At 66.6% G+C, this 16,602-nt stretch carries 14 protein-coding genes; 6 read left to right on the plus strand and 8 right to left on the minus strand.

Translation table 11 applies throughout. The features are described 5' to 3' along the window. Window positions 1-40 precede the first annotated feature (40 nt). Window positions 41-451, minus strand: a complete 411-nt coding sequence (locus H3005_RS14440; protein ID WP_089241503.1) for an acyl-CoA thioesterase — start codon at window positions 449-451, stop codon at window positions 41-43. A gap of 92 nt (window positions 452-543) precedes the next feature. Here H3005_RS14440 and H3005_RS14445 point away from each other — a divergent pair, with 92 nt between their 5' ends. Beyond that, window positions 544-1,179, plus strand: a complete 636-nt coding sequence (locus H3005_RS14445) for a LysE family translocator (RefSeq protein ID WP_100554417.1) — start codon at window positions 544-546, stop codon at window positions 1,177-1,179. Between the two features lie 77 nt (window positions 1,180-1,256). On the opposite strand, the gene H3005_RS14450 is transcribed toward H3005_RS14445, so the two are convergent. The 4 genes from H3005_RS14450 to H3005_RS14465 all read right to left on the minus strand — a co-directional run bounded on the left by H3005_RS14450 (window position 1,257) and on the right by H3005_RS14465 (window position 7,162). After that, window positions 1,257-2,276 (minus strand): ribonucleotide-diphosphate reductase subunit beta, encoded by a 1,020-nt coding sequence (locus H3005_RS14450; protein WP_089241511.1) that lies wholly within the window; start codon window positions 2,274-2,276, stop codon window positions 1,257-1,259. A gap of 119 nt (window positions 2,277-2,395) precedes the next feature. Then, window positions 2,396-4,807: a ribonucleoside-diphosphate reductase subunit alpha gene (locus H3005_RS14455; protein ID WP_100554414.1), complete on the minus strand. Its 2,412-nt coding sequence runs from the start codon at window positions 4,805-4,807 to the stop codon at window positions 2,396-2,398. Between the two features lie 586 nt (window positions 4,808-5,393). Next, window positions 5,394-6,494, minus strand: coding sequence for a cell division protein ZapE (zapE, locus tag H3005_RS14460; RefSeq protein WP_191078472.1), 1,101 nt, complete (start codon window positions 6,492-6,494; stop codon window positions 5,394-5,396). Beyond that, the gene (locus H3005_RS14465) at window positions 6,491-7,162 is read right to left on the minus strand and encodes a CocE/NonD family hydrolase (protein ID WP_191078473.1); all 672 of its coding nucleotides are present in this window, start codon (window positions 7,160-7,162) and stop codon (window positions 6,491-6,493) included. The genes zapE and H3005_RS14465 overlap by 4 nt, the downstream gene beginning before the upstream one ends. 43 nt (window positions 7,163-7,205) lie before the next feature. Between H3005_RS14465 and H3005_RS14470 the strand changes: the two genes are divergently transcribed. Next, window positions 7,206-8,063, plus strand: coding sequence for an EamA/RhaT family transporter (locus H3005_RS14470; protein WP_191078474.1), 858 nt, complete (start codon window positions 7,206-7,208; stop codon window positions 8,061-8,063). A gap of 57 nt (window positions 8,064-8,120) precedes the next feature. Here the strand turns inward: H3005_RS14470 and H3005_RS14475 are convergent, their stop codons facing one another. From H3005_RS14475 to H3005_RS14485, 3 genes are all read right to left on the minus strand, one after another. Beyond that, entirely contained in the window at window positions 8,121-9,560 is a 1,440-nt protein-coding gene (locus H3005_RS14475; RefSeq protein ID WP_191078475.1) for an ExeM/NucH family extracellular endonuclease, read from the minus strand. 209 nt (window positions 9,561-9,769) lie between these two features. Beyond that, window positions 9,770-10,288 carry a c-type cytochrome gene (locus H3005_RS14480; RefSeq protein WP_088100772.1) on the minus strand — a complete coding sequence of 173 codons (519 nt, stop codon included), beginning with the start codon at window positions 10,286-10,288 and terminating at the stop codon, window positions 9,770-9,772. Window positions 10,289-10,483: 195 nt separating this feature from the next. After that, window positions 10,484-11,092, minus strand: coding sequence for a TetR/AcrR family transcriptional regulator (locus tag H3005_RS14485; protein ID WP_089241525.1), 609 nt, complete (start codon window positions 11,090-11,092; stop codon window positions 10,484-10,486). A 160-nt stretch (window positions 11,093-11,252) separates the two neighbouring features. Here H3005_RS14485 and H3005_RS14490 point away from each other — a divergent pair, with 160 nt between their 5' ends. The 4 genes from H3005_RS14490 to H3005_RS14505 all read left to right on the plus strand — a co-directional run bounded on the left by H3005_RS14490 (window position 11,253) and on the right by H3005_RS14505 (window position 16,580). Then, on the plus strand, window positions 11,253-12,416 hold the full coding sequence (locus H3005_RS14490) for an isovaleryl-CoA dehydrogenase (RefSeq protein WP_089241527.1): 1,164 nt from the start codon (window positions 11,253-11,255) through the stop codon (window positions 12,414-12,416). Window positions 12,417-12,424: 8 nt separating this feature from the next. Then, window positions 12,425-14,035, plus strand: coding sequence for a carboxyl transferase domain-containing protein (locus tag H3005_RS14495; RefSeq protein WP_100554410.1), 1,611 nt, complete (start codon window positions 12,425-12,427; stop codon window positions 14,033-14,035). A 26-nt stretch (window positions 14,036-14,061) separates the two neighbouring features. Further along, window positions 14,062-16,044, plus strand: coding sequence for an acetyl/propionyl/methylcrotonyl-CoA carboxylase subunit alpha (locus tag H3005_RS14500; RefSeq protein ID WP_191078476.1), 1,983 nt, complete (start codon window positions 14,062-14,064; stop codon window positions 16,042-16,044). A gap of 221 nt (window positions 16,045-16,265) precedes the next feature. Next, window positions 16,266-16,580, plus strand: coding sequence for an NHLP-related RiPP peptide (locus tag H3005_RS14505; RefSeq protein ID WP_165781032.1), 315 nt, complete (start codon window positions 16,266-16,268; stop codon window positions 16,578-16,580). Window positions 16,581-16,602: the final 22 nt, after the last annotated feature.

Consider the following 16,602-nt stretch of genomic DNA (forward strand, 5'->3'; position numbering starts at 1 on the left):
AGCCAGATGGGGGCGCGCGGGCGCCCCCGCAAGCACGGGCTCAGGCCGCCGGCGCGCCGGGAAGCTGCGGCACGGTCACCGGGTGGCCATCCTCGCCCAGCGCGATCATCACGAAGTGGCCGCGGGTGCACAGCTTGCGCTCGCCGCTGTGCAGATCCTCGGCGATCAGCTCCACCTCGACCTTCATCGAGCTGCGGCCGACCTCGACGATGCGGCCGATGGTCTCCACCATCTGGCCGATGCGGATCGGCAGCTTGAAATCGACCTGGTCGCTGCGCGCGGTCACCACGGTGCGGCGCGAGTAGCGGGCGGCGGCCAGGAAGGCGGCCTTGTCCATCCATGCCAGTGCCTGGCCACCGAACAGGGTGCCCATATGGTTGGTGTGGTTGGGGAAGACGATTTCGGCCATGCGCACTTCGGTCGGCGGCACGGTCTCGGGAATGGGGGTCATGGGGGCGGTTCGGGTGTGGGGTAAGACGGATTTTAAGGCAGGTGGCGTGCAGGCGGCGCTACACTTCGGCACCCCCACTGCGTGAACCCACCATGCCCGCCACGTCCGACCTGCTGGCCTTCGCCCTTGTCTCGCTGGCCATGGTGCTGACACCTGGGCCGAACATGATCTACGTGATCTCGCGTTCGATCTGCCAGGGCCGCGTGGCCGGGCTGATTTCGCTGGGCGGGGTGGCGATGGGCTTCGTGTTCTACATGCTGTGCGCGGCGCTGGGCATCACCGCGCTGCTGATGACCGTGCCGTTCGCCTACGACGCGCTGCGCATCGGCGGCGCGCTGTACCTGCTGTACCTGGCCTGGCAGGCGTTGAAGCCGGGCGGCCGCTCGCCGTTCGCGGTGCGCGACCTGCCGGTGGACGGCCCGCGCAAGCTGTTTGCGATGGGCTTCCTGACCAATGTGCTGAATCCGAAGGTGGCGGTGATGTACCTGTCCCTGCTGCCGCAGTTCCTGCACCCGGACAGCGAAGGCGGCGTGTTGATGCAGTCGCTGGTGCTGGGTTCCACCCAGCTGCTGGTCAGCGTGAGCGTGAACGGCATCATCGCGATGATGGCCGGCAGCATTGCCGGCTTCCTGGCTGCGCGTCCCACCTGGCAGGCGGTGCAGCGGTGGTTCATGGGCATGGTGCTGGCCGGGTTGGCCGTGCGCATGGCGGTGGATGGGCGGCGGTAGCGCCAGGCCATGCCGTGGAAACGAAAAACCCCGGCGTTGGCCGGGGTTTCTCGTTGCGACAGTCCTGACCGGTTCGATCAGAAGTTCATGTCGAAGGCGACTTCGCCCTTCACGCCCACCTGGTAGGCCGAGGCGCGGCGTTCGAAGAAGTTGGTCAGTTCCTGCACGTCCTGCAGTTCCATGAAGCTCAGCGGGTTGCGCACGTTGTACTTGCGCTCCATGCCCAGGCGATGGAAATGGTTGTCGGCGCAGTGCTGCAGGTACTGGCGCATGTCACGGGTGGAAATGCCTGCCACGCCACCGGACAGCACGTCCTCGGCGAACTGCACTTCACACTCGATGGCTTCGGCCAGCATGTCGTAGACATCCTGCTTCATCTTGTCGTCGAACAGATCCGGCTCTTCCTCGCGGATCACGTCCACGCACTCGAAGGCGAATTCCATGTGCGCGCTTTCGTCGCGGAACACCCAGTTGGTGCCCGAGGCCAGGCCGTTGAGCAGGCCGCGCGAACGGAAGTAGTACACGTAGGCGAACGCGGCGAAGAAGAACAGGCCTTCGATGCACGCAGCGAAACAGATCTGGTTGAGCAGGAACTGGCGGCGCTCGTCGCGGGTCTCGATGCGCTTCAGGTCCTGGATCGAGTCGATCCACTTGAAGCAGAAATCGGCCTTTTTCTTGATCGAGTCGATGTTCTCCACCGCGGCGAAGGCTTTGACGCGCTCGTCCGGATCCGGCAGGTAGTTGTCCAGCAGGGTCAGGTAGAACTGCACGTGCAGCGCTTCTTCATACAACTGGCGCGACAGGTACATGCGCGCTTCGGGCGCGTTCAAGTGCTGGTACAGGTTCAGCACCAGGTTGTTGGACACGATCGAATCGCCGGTGGCGAAGAACGCGACCAGGCGGTGGATCAGGTGACGCTCGCCCGGCGACATCTTGCTGTGCAGGTCGCTGATGTCGATCTGGAAGTTGATCTCTTCCACCGTCCAGGTGTTCTTGATCGCGTTCCGGTACATGTCATAGAACTGCGGGTAGCGCATCGGGCGCAGGGTCAGTTCAAAACCGGGATCGAGCAGCATCTGCTTGGGCTTGTCGGCCATGGGTGTTTCCTTGAATTCCTGGGTGAGCGGCCGGGCATGGCCCGGCGCTACCGTGGGTGATGATCATCGGCCGGGGTTGCCGGCCAGCGGCCGGCACTACCACGCGGCGGTGCCGCGTATTACTGGCAGGCCTCGCAGGCTTCCGGGTTCTCCAGCGAGCAGGCGATGGCCTCTTCCGGGCTGAACACCTTTTCCGGTGCAACGCTGGCCACGTGGCTGACCGTGGTCTTGGCGATCTTGGTGGCCGGACGCGAACGCAGGTAGTAGGTGGTCTTGATGCCCTGCTTCCAGGCGTACATGTACATGGACGACATCGCGCCGATGCTCGGGCTTTCCATGAACAGGTTGAGCGAGGCGGACTGGTCGATGAAGGCGCCACGGTCGGCGGCCATGTCGATCAGCGAACGCATCGGCAGCTCCCACGCGGTGCGATAGACGTGGCGCAGCGTTTCGGGGATCTGGGTGATGGCCTGGATCGAGCCGTCGGCCAGCTTGATCGCATCGCGCATTTCCGGGGTCCAGTGGCCCAGCTTCTTCAGCTCGTTCACCAGGTAGCGGTTCACCTGCAGGAAGTCACCGGACAGGGTCTCGCGCTTGAACAGGTTGGACACCTGCGGTTCCACACACTCGTAGCAGCCGGCGATGGACGCGATGGTCGCGGTCGGGGCAATCGCGATCATCAGCGAGTTGCGCAGGCCGTGTTCCTTGATGCGCTCACGCAGGGCATCCCAGCGTGCGGCATCTTCCGGCACCACGTTCCAGGCATCGAACTGCAGCTCGCCGCTGGCCGCACGGGTGTCGGCGAAGGACGGATGCTTGCCACGTTCCTGGGCCAGTTCCACCGAGGTTTCCAGCGCGTGGAAGTAGATGGTCTCGGCAATCTTCTTCGACAGCGCGCGGGCTTCGGCGCCATCGAACGGCAGGCGCTTGCGGAAGAACACGTCCTGCAGGCCCATGCAGCCCAGGCCGACCGGACGCCAGCGCAGGTTGCCGCGACGTGCCGATTCGATCGGGTAGAAGTTCAGGTCGATCACGCGGTCCAGCTGGCGCACGGCCAGGCGCACGGTGTCGGCCAGCTTGTCGAAATCGAACTCGCCGTTGCCGTCGAAGTGATTGCCCAGGTTGATCGAACCCAGGTTGCACACCGCGGTCTCTTCAGCCGAGGTGACTTCCAGGATTTCGGTGCACAGGTTGGACAGGTGGATCACGTTGCCAGCGCGCAGGGTCTGGTTGCTGGCGCGGTTGCACTTGTCCTTGAAGGTCATCCAGCCGTTGCCGGTCTCGGCCAGGGTGCGCATCATCCGCGAGTACAGCTTGCGTGCGGAGATGGTGCGGTTGGCCTTGCCCTGTGCTTCGGCCTGCAGGTAGGCGGCCTCGAAGGCTTCGCCGAACAGGTCGGTGAACTCGGGCACCACGCGCGGATCGAACAGCGACCATTCCTGGTCCGATTCGACACGCTTCATGAACAGGTCCGGGATCCAGTTGGCCAGGTTCAGGTTGTGCGCACGGCGCGATTCGTCGCCGGTGTTGTCACGCAGCTCGAGGAAGTCCTCGATGTCGGCGTGCCAGGTTTCCAGGTACACACAGGCCGCGCCCTTGCGCTTGCCGCCCTGGTTCACCGCAGCCACCGACGAATCCATGGTCTTCAGCCACGGCACGATGCCATTGGAATGGCCGTTGGTCGACTTGATCAGCGAGCCACGCGAACGCACGCGGGTGTAGCTGACGCCGATGCCGCCGGAGAACTTGGACAGCTGGGCGATGTCGCCGTACTTGGAATAGATCGATTCCAGCGAATCCTGCGGCGAGTCCAGCAGGAAGCACGAGGACAGCTGCTCGTGGGTGGTGCCGGAGTTGAACAGCGTCGGGCTGGACGGCAGGTAGTCCAGGTTGCCCATGCGCTTGTACAGCGCCAGGGTTTCCGGCACGTCTTCGCTCAGCGCGCTGGCGATGCGCAGGAAGAACTGCTGCGGGGTCTCGATCACCTTGCGGGTGTGCGGATGGCGCAGCAGGTAGCGGTCGTACAGGGTACGCAGGCCGAAGTAATCGAAGTTCAGGTCCAGCGAGATGTCGATGGCATCGTTGAGCTTGCGTGCGTTGGTCTGCACGAAGTTCAGCAGGCGGTCGTTGATCAGGCCCACTTCGTGGCCACGACCCACCGACTGCGAGAACGCGTGGATTTCCTGGTTGGACACTTCCTTGGCGATGAAGTTGGCCAGCAGGCGCGCGGCCAGGCGGCCGTACTCGGGTTCTTCGCCGATCAGCAGCGCCGCGGTGCGGATGGACAGTTCGTCCAGCTCCTGGGTGGTGGCGCCGTTGTACAGGCCGGAAATGGTGCGGGTGGCCACGCGCATCGGATCGACGGCGTGCAGGCCTTCAGAGGAACGCTGCACCGCGCGGACGATCTTGTTCAGATCCACCAGTTCGGTCGTGCCATTGCGCTTGGTCACACTCATCGCGTTGGACGTCGGCGGCGACGTCAACAGGAATTCGCTTTCCTTCTCGATGGTGGCGCTGGTCTCGGTGGTCACGGCGTGTGTCCTCTTGGCGTGATGGATGGTGGCTCGGTGCATCGGATGACGCGGCCCGGGACGTGACACCCCAGGGTGGCAGACCGGTGTCGCAGGAATTGAGACCTGCGCCTGTGGCTGCTGCTGGCAGTGCTGACCGGTGCCGCTGCGGGCATGGAGGGCGTATCACCGGAGGCTCCGGCGATCCCTTCCATGGACCCGGCGGCTTGGGGTCCCCACAACCGACAGCCACAAGATAGTGGGGGTAGTGGGGTCCGTCAACGCCAAATGTAGTGAAATTCGGCAATCCCTTGCGCCGCAAGGATCGTGCCATCGGCGCCCGGTTTGGACGCTTTGGACCTGCTGGATCGGGCTGCGCAGTCAAGCCCGAAAAGCGTCGTGGTGGCGGTAATCAGCGCCCCACCAGCGGAACAATGACAGCTTCACATGACAGGGCCATGCAGGCGAGGGACAAGTCTGTGGATAGGTGGTGGGCAGCCAGTGGGCAGCCGGTGGACGGGCAGCACCGGGTAGTGCCGGCCGCTGGCCGGCAGCCCAAGGGCCTGGATGCATCGAGCGGATGCCGGCCAGCGGCCGGCACTACCCCTCACGCCCGGTGCGGGGTGCCCAGGTACTCGGCGCTCTGCATTTCGATCAGGCGCGAGGCCGTGCGCTCGAACGCGCCCTGCAGGCGTGTACCGGTGTACAGCTCTACCGGCGAGGTGCTGGCGGTGCAGACCAGGTTGACGTGGCGGTCGTACAGTTCGTCGATCAGGTTGACGAAGCGGCGCGCGGCATCCTCATTCAGGCGGTCGAAGGCCGGAATGCCGCCCAGCAGCACGGTGTTGAACTCGTGCGCGATCTCGATGTAATCCGACGGCCCACGCGGGCCTTCACACAGGGCGGCGAAGTCGAACCAGGCAATGCTCTTGCCACGCGCGCGCACCGGGATCTTGCGGCTCTCGATCTCGATGTTGCCGGCCTTGGCCGGTTGGCCGCCGCTCAGTTCGCCCCAGCGCGTGGCCAGCCAGGCGTCGCTGTCGGCGGCCAGCGGCGCGCGGTACACCGGCGAACGGGTCAGCGCGCGCATCCGGTAGTCCTCGGTGCCCTCGGCGTACAGCTCCACGCAGTAGCGCTGCAGCAGGCCGATGGCCGGCAGGAAGCTCTCGCGCTGCAGGCCGTTGAGGTACAGATTTTCCACCGCCGTGTTGGAAGTGGTGACCAGGGTCACGCCCTCGGCGAACATCCGCTCCAGCAGGCGCGCCAACAGCATGGCATCACCGATGTCGGTGACGAAGAACTCGTCCAGCACCAGCACGCGCAGGTTGCTGCGCCATTCCTGGGCGATCTTCGCCAGCGGGTCGCTCTGGCCCTGGTGCTCGCGCAGGCGCTCGTGGACGCTGCGCATGAAGCGATGGAAGTGGGTGCGGTACTTCTGCTTGATCGGCAGGCCGTCGTAGAACAGGTCGACCAGGAAGGTCTTGCCGCGGCCGACGCCGCCCCAGAAGTACAGGCCCTTGACCGGCTCGGGTTTCTTCCAGAACGAGGACAGGCGGTCCAGCCAGCCGTCCTCGGCGCTGTCCACCAGGGCCAGGTGGATCCGGTCCAGCTCGGCCAGGGCCGCATGCTGGGCCGGGTCGTTCTGCCAATCGCCGCGTTCCACCCCGACCGCGTAGCGCTGCGTCGGGGTCAGTTCCACCTCGCTCATGCCGCCGTGCCCAGCCAATGCTTGACGCCGTGGGTGAGCGCGCCGCGCAGGTCGATCAGCTTGCGGTGGAAGAAGTGGCTGGTGTCCGGCATGCGCACCAGCTCATGCGGCGCATCGAGGGTGTCCAGCCACTGGTAGACGGCCTGCGGGTCGACGATTTCATCCTGCTCGCCCTGGATCACCAGCCAGCGCGCCGGCGGCGCGATGCCGTCGAAGTCCCAACGGCCCGCCGGCGGCGCGATCGAGATCAGCGCTTCGGGCTGCAGTTCGGCAGCGGCCTTCAGCGAAACGAACGCGCCAAAGCTGAAGCCGGCCAGCCACAGGCGGTCGTCGGGACGCTGCTGGCGGACCCAGGCGGTGACGGCCTTCAGGTCCTCCTGCTCGCCCACGCCATGGTCGAATTCACCGGCAGAACCACCGACGCTGCGGAAGTTGAAGCGCACCGTGGCGATGCCCAGCTCGCGCAGGGTGGTGGCGGTCATGGTGACCACCTTGTTGTGCAGGGTGCCGCCTTCGGTGGACAGCGGATGGCAGATGACGGCCACGATCGGCTGCACCGGCACATCGGCCTTGGGCAGGTCGACGAGCACTTCCAGCGGGCCAACCGGGCCTTCCAGTGAGATGCAGGCGGTTTCGCCGGGGGCGACGGGGAACGAGGGCTTGTGCATGGCACCATGATAGCGTCCCCCGCCGCTGCCCTGTGCCCGCCCCATGCTCTACCTGTCCCTGGCCGTGATCTGCAGTGTGCTGGTTTCGGTGTTGTTGAAGGTGGCCGGACGCCGCCAGCTGGATGTTGCGCAGATGGTGACCTGGAACTATCTGGTCGCCGCGACGATGACGGCAGTGGTGCTGCAGCCGCCGCTGGATGCCTTGCGCGCACCGCATGCACCGTGGGTGTCACTGCTGGCGCTGGCGGTGGTGCTGCCCTCGATCTTCCTGGTGCTGGGTCGCGCGGTAGCGGTGGCCGGCATCGTCCGCAGTGATGTGGCGCAGCGGTTGTCGCTGCTGCTGTCGCTGGCAGCGGCATTCCTGTTCTTCGGGCAGACCGCCACGCCGTGGAAGCTGGCCGGGCTTGGCCTGGGCCTGCTGGCGATGGTGGCCATCAGCCTGCGTCCACGCGGCCCTGCAGTGGCCGCTTCCGCCGGTGGCTGGGGCTGGTTGCTGGGCGTGTGGGCCGGGTTCGCAGTGGTGGATGTGCTGCTGAAGCAGGTGGCGCTGTCCGGCACGCCGTCGATGGCGGCGGTGCTGGCCAGTTTCAGCGTGGCCTTCGTACTGATGCTGGTGCTGCAGCTGTGGCGGCATTTCAGTGGGCGCAGCCGTCTGGCCTGGCGCAACCTCGGTGCCGGCGCGCTGCTGGGCCTGCTCAACGGCGGCAATATCCTGTTCTACGTACATGCGCACCAGTCGATGCCGGAAAGCCCGGCCACCGTGTTCGCCGGCATGAACATCGGCGTGGTGGTGCTGGGTGCGCTGGTGGGCGTGTTCGCCTTCGGCGAGGCGACCACGCGCTGGAACCGCGCCGGCCTGGCGCTGGCGGTGCTGGCGATTGGTTTGATCGCCTGGGGGTAAGTGATGCCTGGGATCAGAGCCCATTCCGTGGGAATGGGATCCGACCCCGGCGCCAGGTTATCTGTCGAAGCCCAGCAGCAGCGGGTCGTGGTCGGAGCTGCGCCATGGGCCCTGCACGTTGCGGCCCTGGTAGCCGCTGGCGTCCTGCTCGTCAGCGTTGCTGTGCCACTCGGCAGCGCCACGCAGGCGCTTGGCCATCGTCGGGCTGAGCAGCGCGTGATCGAGGCGACCGGTATAGCCGTTGTAGACGTAGCTGTAGGGCTGTTCGACCTTCGCTACCTTGAAGGCATCCTGCCAGCCCAGGTCGTGCAGGGTGCGGATCGGATCTTCCATGGCGTAGGCGTTGAAGTCGCCCATCAGCACCACGTCCGTCACCTTCAGGCGCGCGGCTTCGGCCTGCACCCAGGTGTTGAGCTGCCTGGCCGATTCCACACGCGTGGCGTTCCAGCAGCCCTGCCCGTCATTGCGGTCGGCGTCGGCGCCGCTGGCCTCGCGGCAGCCCTTGGACTTGAAATGGTTGGCGACCACCATGAATGGTGCGCCCTTGCCCTGGAACGCCTGTGCCAGCGGCGCGCGGCTGTGTTCGACGAAGGGGCCGTCGAGCTTGGTCAGCGGCTTGCCGAGCGGTTTGAATTCGCTCCTGCGGTAGATGATGCCGACGCGGATCGGATTGCTGCCGGGGCCTTCACCGGCATCGACGAACGCCCACTGCTTGTCGGCCGCGAGACCGGCGTTGAGTGCGTTGACCAGTTCAGCGATGGCCGACTGCGGGCCGTAGCCGTCGTTCTCCAGTTCCATCAGCGCGGCGATATCGGCGCCCAGCGCGTTGACGGTAGCGACCAGCTTGCCGACCTGCGCCTTGTGCTCGTCCAGCGTGCGCGCGCCGCGCAGGGTCGGGAATCCGCCGCCCTGGCCGTCACCATTGAAGAAGTTCTCCAGGTTGAAGGCGGCGATATGCAGGCTGCCGGGCACGCTCGGCACGGCCGGCCGCTGCAGTTCCGGCAGCTTCAACGTGCCGTCGACCTGCAGGCTGGGGCGGCCCTGCGCATCGACGCGCACGGTGCCTTCCACGTTGCGCAGCTGCATGCCGGTACGCAGCACCGGGTTGCCCGGCAGATAGGCGACGCTGGCCGGGTCACGTGCATCGCTCCCGTCGTCCAGCACCAAGCGGCGCCGCTGGTTGTCGACCATCACCTGTTCGATACCGGCACTGCCGGGCACGGCTACTTCGGTCGGCTGCCAGAGGCGGCCATCGAAGGCGACGGTGAGCTGGCCGAAGCGTTCCAGGCCATCGGTGCCGGCCAGGGTGAGCGGCGCGGCGATGCGCACGTGCTGGCCCTCCAGTGCACGCCAGTCGGCCGGCGCGGCGGCCAGGGTGACGGTGGCCGGGCTGCGCGGCGCGGGCGCCGGGGTCGGCGCAACCTGCGGCTGGGCCTGGGCGAAAGCGGATGCCGGCAGCAGCAGGGACAGGGCAAGGGCGAGGGAACGGCGACGCATCGACAGACGACTCCACGGAAGAGGCGCACAGACTAACCCTGAAATGCGAAACCCCGCCTGCGCAGCGGGGTTTCGGCCTTGGTGGGCAAAGGGAGTGCCGGCCGCTGGCCGGCAACCTCATGACCTTTGTGCGATACGTGGTTGCCGGCCACCTGAGCGGGCACGCGTATCCGCAGTAGATCCACGCCATGCGTGGATGCGGCCGCGCGCTATTTCAGATTGCCCAGCATCCAGTCCACGGTGGCGTGGATCTGCTCCTCGGTGAGCGCCGGGTTGCCGCCCTTGGGCGGCATGATGCCGCCGTCAGGGCCGGTGTAGCCCTCGATGGCGTGCTTGTAGAGAGTGTCCTTGCCCTGCGCCAGGCGCTTGTCCCAGTGCGAGTGGTCCAGCGTCGGCGCCATGCCCACGCCAGTGGTGTGGCAGGCGGTGCACAGGTTGTCGAAGATCACCTTGCCGTCCTTGGTACCGCCGTAGGCCACCTGCGAGGCGGCCTTGGCCAGCGCGGCGGCATGCGCTGCAGCCTGCGCGGCCGCGCCGGTGCTGCCGGCGTACACCGCGCCGGTGGGCGAAATGCGCTGTTCGGTGCGTTTGGCGGCGGTAGGTGACACCTCGGGCGGAATCCGGGTGTGGATGAACGCGGCCAGGAGGATCAGACCGAGGGTGATGGCCATCAACAGCGCGATCACCATGGAGAAGCGTTTCAGGAACTCCAGATCGTAATTCCGCACTCTTCGTTACCCCTGGCTGATAGTCGTTGGACCACGGCTGAGCGACTGCGTGATGGGCCGAGTATAGAACGCACGCCGCGCCCGACAACAGGCGTCAGGGCTGGTGCGGCGCAGCATGCGGCCGTGGCCGCATGCGGGTAGCGCCCGGCGAGCGCGCAGCGCGGCAGAAGCCGCCCGGCACCCGCAATGGCGACATCACCCTGCGCCAACAGCCCGCAGGCAGAAACTGCAGATGGCCTCGACCAGCGCGTCCTCGTCGCGGTGCGCTTCGCGGCTGGGCGCGGTGGGGCCGACCATCGCTTCGGTGAAGGCACCCACCAGGCAAGCGGCGGCAGCGTGCGCGTCCTGCGCCGGCAGTTCACCGGCCGCCACACCCTCTTCCACCAGGCGCAGGAACACGTCGCCGAAGGCTCGGCGGCCGCGCATGCGCTCGGCTTCCACGTCCGGGTCCACCGGCTCGACGATGAAGGCGTGGGCCAGACCCGGACCGGCAAGGGCGCGGCGGACAAAGGCGGTGATGGCCTGCCGCAGGCGCACGCTGGCCGGCTCCGGCGCACTGGCAATGCGCTCCATGATCGCCACCTCGTGGGCCACGGCGGCGTTGAGCACTTCCACGAACAGCTCGGCCTTGGACGGGAAGTGGCGGTAGATCAAGCCGGTGGAGACCCCAGCCTGGGTTGCCACGGCCGTTACCGGCGCGTTGCGCCAGCCGCCGGTGGCGACCAGTTCGCGGGTGGCCAGCAGGATCCGTTCACGGGCCCCGGCCAGGCGTTCTTCCATCAATGCTGAGCGTTTATAGGCCATGTTCTGAGTCTGGTTTCAATTTTTGAATTTGTATTCACTTCTTACCCGAACCCCGCTACGCTGGGGTCCAATCGCCCGCGCGGGCTGCTGCTGTGAACAGCTGCCCGCTTCCCCCTTCCGGGTGCGTCCATTCCCCACCTTCCCTCGTGGAGCCATCGCAATGCACGTGCCATCCCTGAACTTCGACCTCGGCGAAGATATCGACCTGCTGCGCCAGAGCGTGGCCCATTTTGCCGCTGCCGAGATCGCGCCGCTCGCGGCCGAGACCGATGCGACCAACCAGTTCCCGTTGGCACTATGGCCCAAGCTGGGCGAGCAGGGCCTGCTGGGCCTGACCGTGGAAGAAGAATACGGCGGCACCGGCATGGGCTACCTGGCCCATGTGGTGGCGATGGAAGAAGTCTCGCGTGCTTCCGGTGGCATCGGCCTGTCCTACGGCGCGCACTCGAACCTGTGCGTGAACCAGCTGCGCAAGAACGGCACCGAGGCGCAGAAGCAGCGCTTCCTGCCGGACCTGTGCAGCGGCGCCAAGATCGGTGCGCTGGCGATGAGCGAACCGGGTGCGGGTTCGGACGTGGTGTCGATGAAGCTGCGCGCAGACAAGCGCGGCGACCGCTACGTGCTCAACGGCAACAAGATGTGGATCACCAACGGCCCCGACGCCGACGTGCTGGTGGTGTACGCCAAGACCGACGTCGAGGCCGGTGCCAAGGGCATCACCGCCTTCCTGGTCGAAAAGGGCATGAAGGGTTTCTCCACCGCGCAGAAGCTGGACAAGCTGGGCATGCGCTCCTCGCCCACCTGCGAACTGGTGTTCCAGGACTGCGAGATTCCGGAAGAGAACGTGCTGGGCGCGGTCGGTGGCGGCGTGCGCGTGCTGATGTCCGGCCTGGACTACGAGCGCGTGGTGCTGTCCGGCGGCCCGCTGGGCCTGATGGCTGCAGCGATGGACGTGGTGATGCCGTACGTGCACGAACGCCACCAGTTCGGTGAGCCGATCGGCAGCTTCCAGCTGATCCAGGCCAAGATCGCCGACATGTACGTGGGCCTGGGCGCCTGCCGCGCCTATGTGTATGCCGTAGCACGCGCCTGTGACCAGGGCCGCACCACCCGCCAGGATGCGGCCGGCGCGATCCTGTACGCCGCCGAGAAGGCGACCTGGCTGACCGGCCAGGCGATCCAGATCCTCGGCGGCAACGGTTACATCAACGAATACCCGACCGGCCGCTTGTGGCGCGACGCCAAGCTGTATGAAATCGGCGCCGGCACTTCGGAGATCCGCCGCATGCTGATCGGCCGCGAACTGTTCCAGCGCACCCTGTAAGGCACCCCATGAGCATCCTAGGCAGCCAGCTGCAACCGGGCAGCGATACGTTTGAAAGCAACCGCGCGGCGATGCAGGCAGTAGTCGACGACCTGCACGCCACCCTCGCCCGCACCGCCCTTGGCGGCAGCGAAGCGGCGCGCGCCAAGCACACCGCACGCGGCAAGCTGCTGGTGCGCGACCGCATCGATGCCCTGCTCGATCCGGGCAGCGCCTTCCTGGAAATCGCGCCGCTGGCCGCGCACGGCATGTATGACGATGCCGTGCCCGCCGCTGGCGTGGTTGCCGGCATCGGCCGCGTGAGTGGCGTGGAGTGCGTGATCGTGGCCAACGATGCCACGGTCAAGGGCGGCACCTACTACCCGGTGACGGTGAAGAAGCATCTGCGCGCGCAGGAGATCGCCGAGCAGAACCACCTGCCGTGCATCTACCTGGTCGATTCCGGTGGCGCCTTCCTGCCGCTGCAGGATGAAGTGTTCCCCGACCGCGATCATTTCGGCCGCATCTTCTACAACCAGGCCAACCTGTCGGCGCAGGGCATTCCGCAGATCGCCTGCGTGATGGGCAGCTGCACCGCCGGTGGCGCCTATGTGCCGGCGATGAGCGACGAGACGGTGATCGTGCGCGAGCAGGGCACGATCTTCCTCGGTGGCCCGCCGCTGGTGAAGGCGGCTACCGGTGAAGTGGTGACGGCCGAAGAGCTGGGCGGTGCCGACGTGCACACGCGTATTTCCGGCGTGGCCGACCACATGGCCGACAACGACCTGCAGGCACTGGCACGGGTACGCGCGATCATCGCCCAGCTCAACTGGCGCAAGCCCGAAGCAGCGATGGCGCTGCAGCCGGTGGAAGAACCGCTGCTGCCGGCGCACGAACTGTACGGGGTGATCCCGGCAGATACGCGCAAGCCCTACGACGTGCGCGAGGTTATCGCGCGGCTGGTCGATGGTTCGCGTTTCGACGAGTTCAAGCCGCGCTATGGCGCCACGCTGGTGACCGGCTTCGCCCATCTGCATGGCTATCCGATCGGCATCATCGCCAACAACGGCATCCTGTTCTCCGAGTCCGCACTGAAGGGCGCGCACTTCATCGAGCTGTGCACCCAGCGCAACATTCCGCTGCTGTTCCTGCAGAACATCACCGGCTTCATGGTCGGTCGCAAGTACGAACAGGGCGGCATCGCCAAGGACGGCGCCAAGCTGGTGATGGCGGTGGCCTGCGCCAAGGTGCCCAAGTTCACCGTGGTGATCGGCGGCTCGTTCGGTGCCGGTAACTACGGCATGTGCGGCCGCGCGTACTCGCCCAACTTCCTGTGGATGTGGCCGAACGCACGCATCGGCGTGATGGGCGGCGAACAGGCGGCCAGCGTGCTGGCCACGGTCAAGCGTGATGGCATCGAAGCCAAGGGCGGGCAGTGGCCGGGCGAAGAAGAGGATGCATTCAAGGCACCGATCCGCGACCAGTTCGAACAGCAGGGCCACCCGTATTACGCCAGTGCGCGGCTGTGGGACGACGGTGTGATCGATCCGGTCGATACCCGCCGGGTACTGGCCCTGGCCCTGTCGGCCAGCCTCAACGCTCCCCCGCAGCAGACGCGCTTCGGCGTGTTCCGCATGTGACCTGTGCCATGACCGAGTCTGTTGCCATGTTCAGCAAAGTCCTGATCGCCAACCGCGGTGAGATCGCCTGCCGCGTCATCGCCACCTGCCGTCGCCTCGGCATCGCCACCGTGGCGGTGTATTCCGATGCGGACCGCAATGCACGCCATGTGCGCCTGGCCGACGAAGCCATCCACATCGGCCCGGCTGCCGCGCGCGAGAGCTACCTGCGCAGCGATGCGATCCTCGATGCCGCACGCCGCACCGGCGCGCAGGCCATCCATCCCGGCTACGGCTTCCTGTCCGAGAACGCCGACTTCGCCGACGCCTGCGTCGCAGCGGGGATCACCTTCATCGGTCCGCCCGCCAGTGCGATCCGCGCGATGGGCGACAAGAGCGCGGCCAAGGCCTTGATGGCCAAGGCCGGCGTGCCACTGACGCCGGGCTACCACGGTGACCAGCAGGCGCCGGAGTTCCTGCGCACCCAGGCCGATGGCATCGGCTACCCGGTGCTGATCAAGGCCAGCGCTGGCGGCGGCGGCAAGGGCATGCGCAAGGTCGAGCGCAGCGAGGACTTCGTCGACGCGCTGGCCAGCTGCCAGCGCGAGGCCGCCTCGGCGTTCGGCAACGACCACGTGCTGGTCGAGAAGTATGTCGAGCGCCCGCGCCATATCGAGATCCAGGTGTTCGGCGGTGGTCATGGCGAGGCGGTGTATCTGTTTGAGCGCGACTGCTCGGTGCAGCGCCGCCACCAGAAGGTGCTGGAAGAAGCGCCGGCCCCGGGCATGAGTGCCGACCGCCGCGCCGCGATGGGCAAGGCCGCCGTCGATGCCGCGCGCGCGGTGGGCTACATCGGTGCGGGCACGGTGGAGTTCATCGCCGGCCCGGACGGCGATTTCTACTTCATGGAAATGAACACCCGCCTGCAGGTCGAACACCCGGTCACCGAATTCATCACCGGCACCGACCTGGTGGAATGGCAGCTGCGCGTGGCCGCCGGCCAGCCGCTGCCCAAGCGCCAGGACGAACTGACCATCCACGGCCATGCCCTCGAAGCGCGCTTGTACGCCGAAGATGCCGACCGTGGCTTCCTGCCGTCCACCGGCACCCTGCGCCGCCTGCGCCTGCCGACCCCGTCGGCGAACGTGCGGGTGGACACCGGTGTGGAGGAAGGCGACAGCATCACCCCGTACTACGACCCGATGATCGCCAAGCTGATCGTCTGGGACGTGGACCGCGACGCCGCGCTGCGGCGCATGAGCCAGGCCCTGGCCGACTGCCAGGTGGTGGGCGTGACCACCAATGCCGGCTTCCTGCGCCGCCTGCTGCACACCGATTCGTTCGCCAACGCAAAGCTGGATACCGCGCTGATCGAGCGTGAGCAGGCCGCACTGGCGGTGACCGGTGACGGTGAGCAGGCGCTGTGGGAACTGGCAGCGATCGCCGCGGTAGCAAGCACACCGGCCGCTGCCGCCGATGTGCGCGACCCGCATTCGCCGTGGCAGGCACAGGATGGCTGGCGGTTGGGTGCGCCTGCCGCGCGCGTGGTGCCGCTGCAGCAAGGAGAGCGGGCGCACACGCTGAAGGTGTGGGTCACGGCCGATGGCTGGCGTGTGCAGTGCGATGACGCCGCACCGAAGCAGGTCGTCGGCCGTGCCGATGGCCACACCTTGTCGGTGCAGCTGGACGAGCGTCGCTGGCGTTTGCAGCTGCAGCGCGATGGCGATCAGCTGTACCTGTTCGGCGACGATGGCCAGCACCGCTTCACCCTGCACGATCCGGTGGGCGAATCTGAACAGGCCAGCGCCGACGCCGGCAGCCTGCTGGCACCGATGCCCGGCAGGATCGTGGCAACGCTGGTGGCGGCAGGCACGCAGGTGAAGCGCGGCACGCCGCTGGTGGTGCTGGAAGCGATGAAGATGGAGCACACCCTGCAGGCACCGGCCGATGGCACGGTGAAGGGTTATCGTGCCAAGGCCGGTGACCAGGTGGGTGATGGTGCGGTGCTGGTGGATTTCGAAGCGGTGTGATGAATGGTGAGCCGGGCGCAGCCCGGCTCACAAATCGTTGGGCGTCTTGCGCCTGCGGACCACAGACTGCCTTGCAGGGCGTCGCTTCGCGGACAACCTTCAACGCGCTGTCGTCGCGGCACATACAGTGCCTTGATCATTTCAGCACGTCGCCGCCTGCTGATAGTCTTCGTTTGCCGCTCTGCGGCGCATCCATCACTTCGGCTATCACAGGAGTCACCATGTACCGAAAGCCCCCGCTGTCCACCGACAACGCCGTACGCCTGCTCGATCTGCTGTGCGACGATGACGCGTTCCGCAACGAATTCTCCGTTGATCCCAGTGCAGCGTTGGTTCGACATGGCCTGCAGCCGATGGCGGGTGGCAGCCCGTGTGCAATCCATGGCGTGCTGGCCAGCAAGGAAGAGTTTTCCGCCGTCCGTTCCCAGCTGGTGGCATCGCTGATCTGCGGCGGCCCCTTCAATGTCCCCTTCATGTTCGAGTCGGAGCAGCTGGGTACGGTGCTGTCGCCGGCGGTGATGAAGCACGCGGCCTGACCCGGCTTCCGCAGTTCTGGCG

It is taken from the genome of Stenotrophomonas sp. Br8, assembly GCF_014763005.1.
In the GTDB taxonomy this organism is placed as follows: domain Bacteria; phylum Pseudomonadota; class Gammaproteobacteria; order Xanthomonadales; family Xanthomonadaceae; genus Stenotrophomonas; species Stenotrophomonas lactitubi.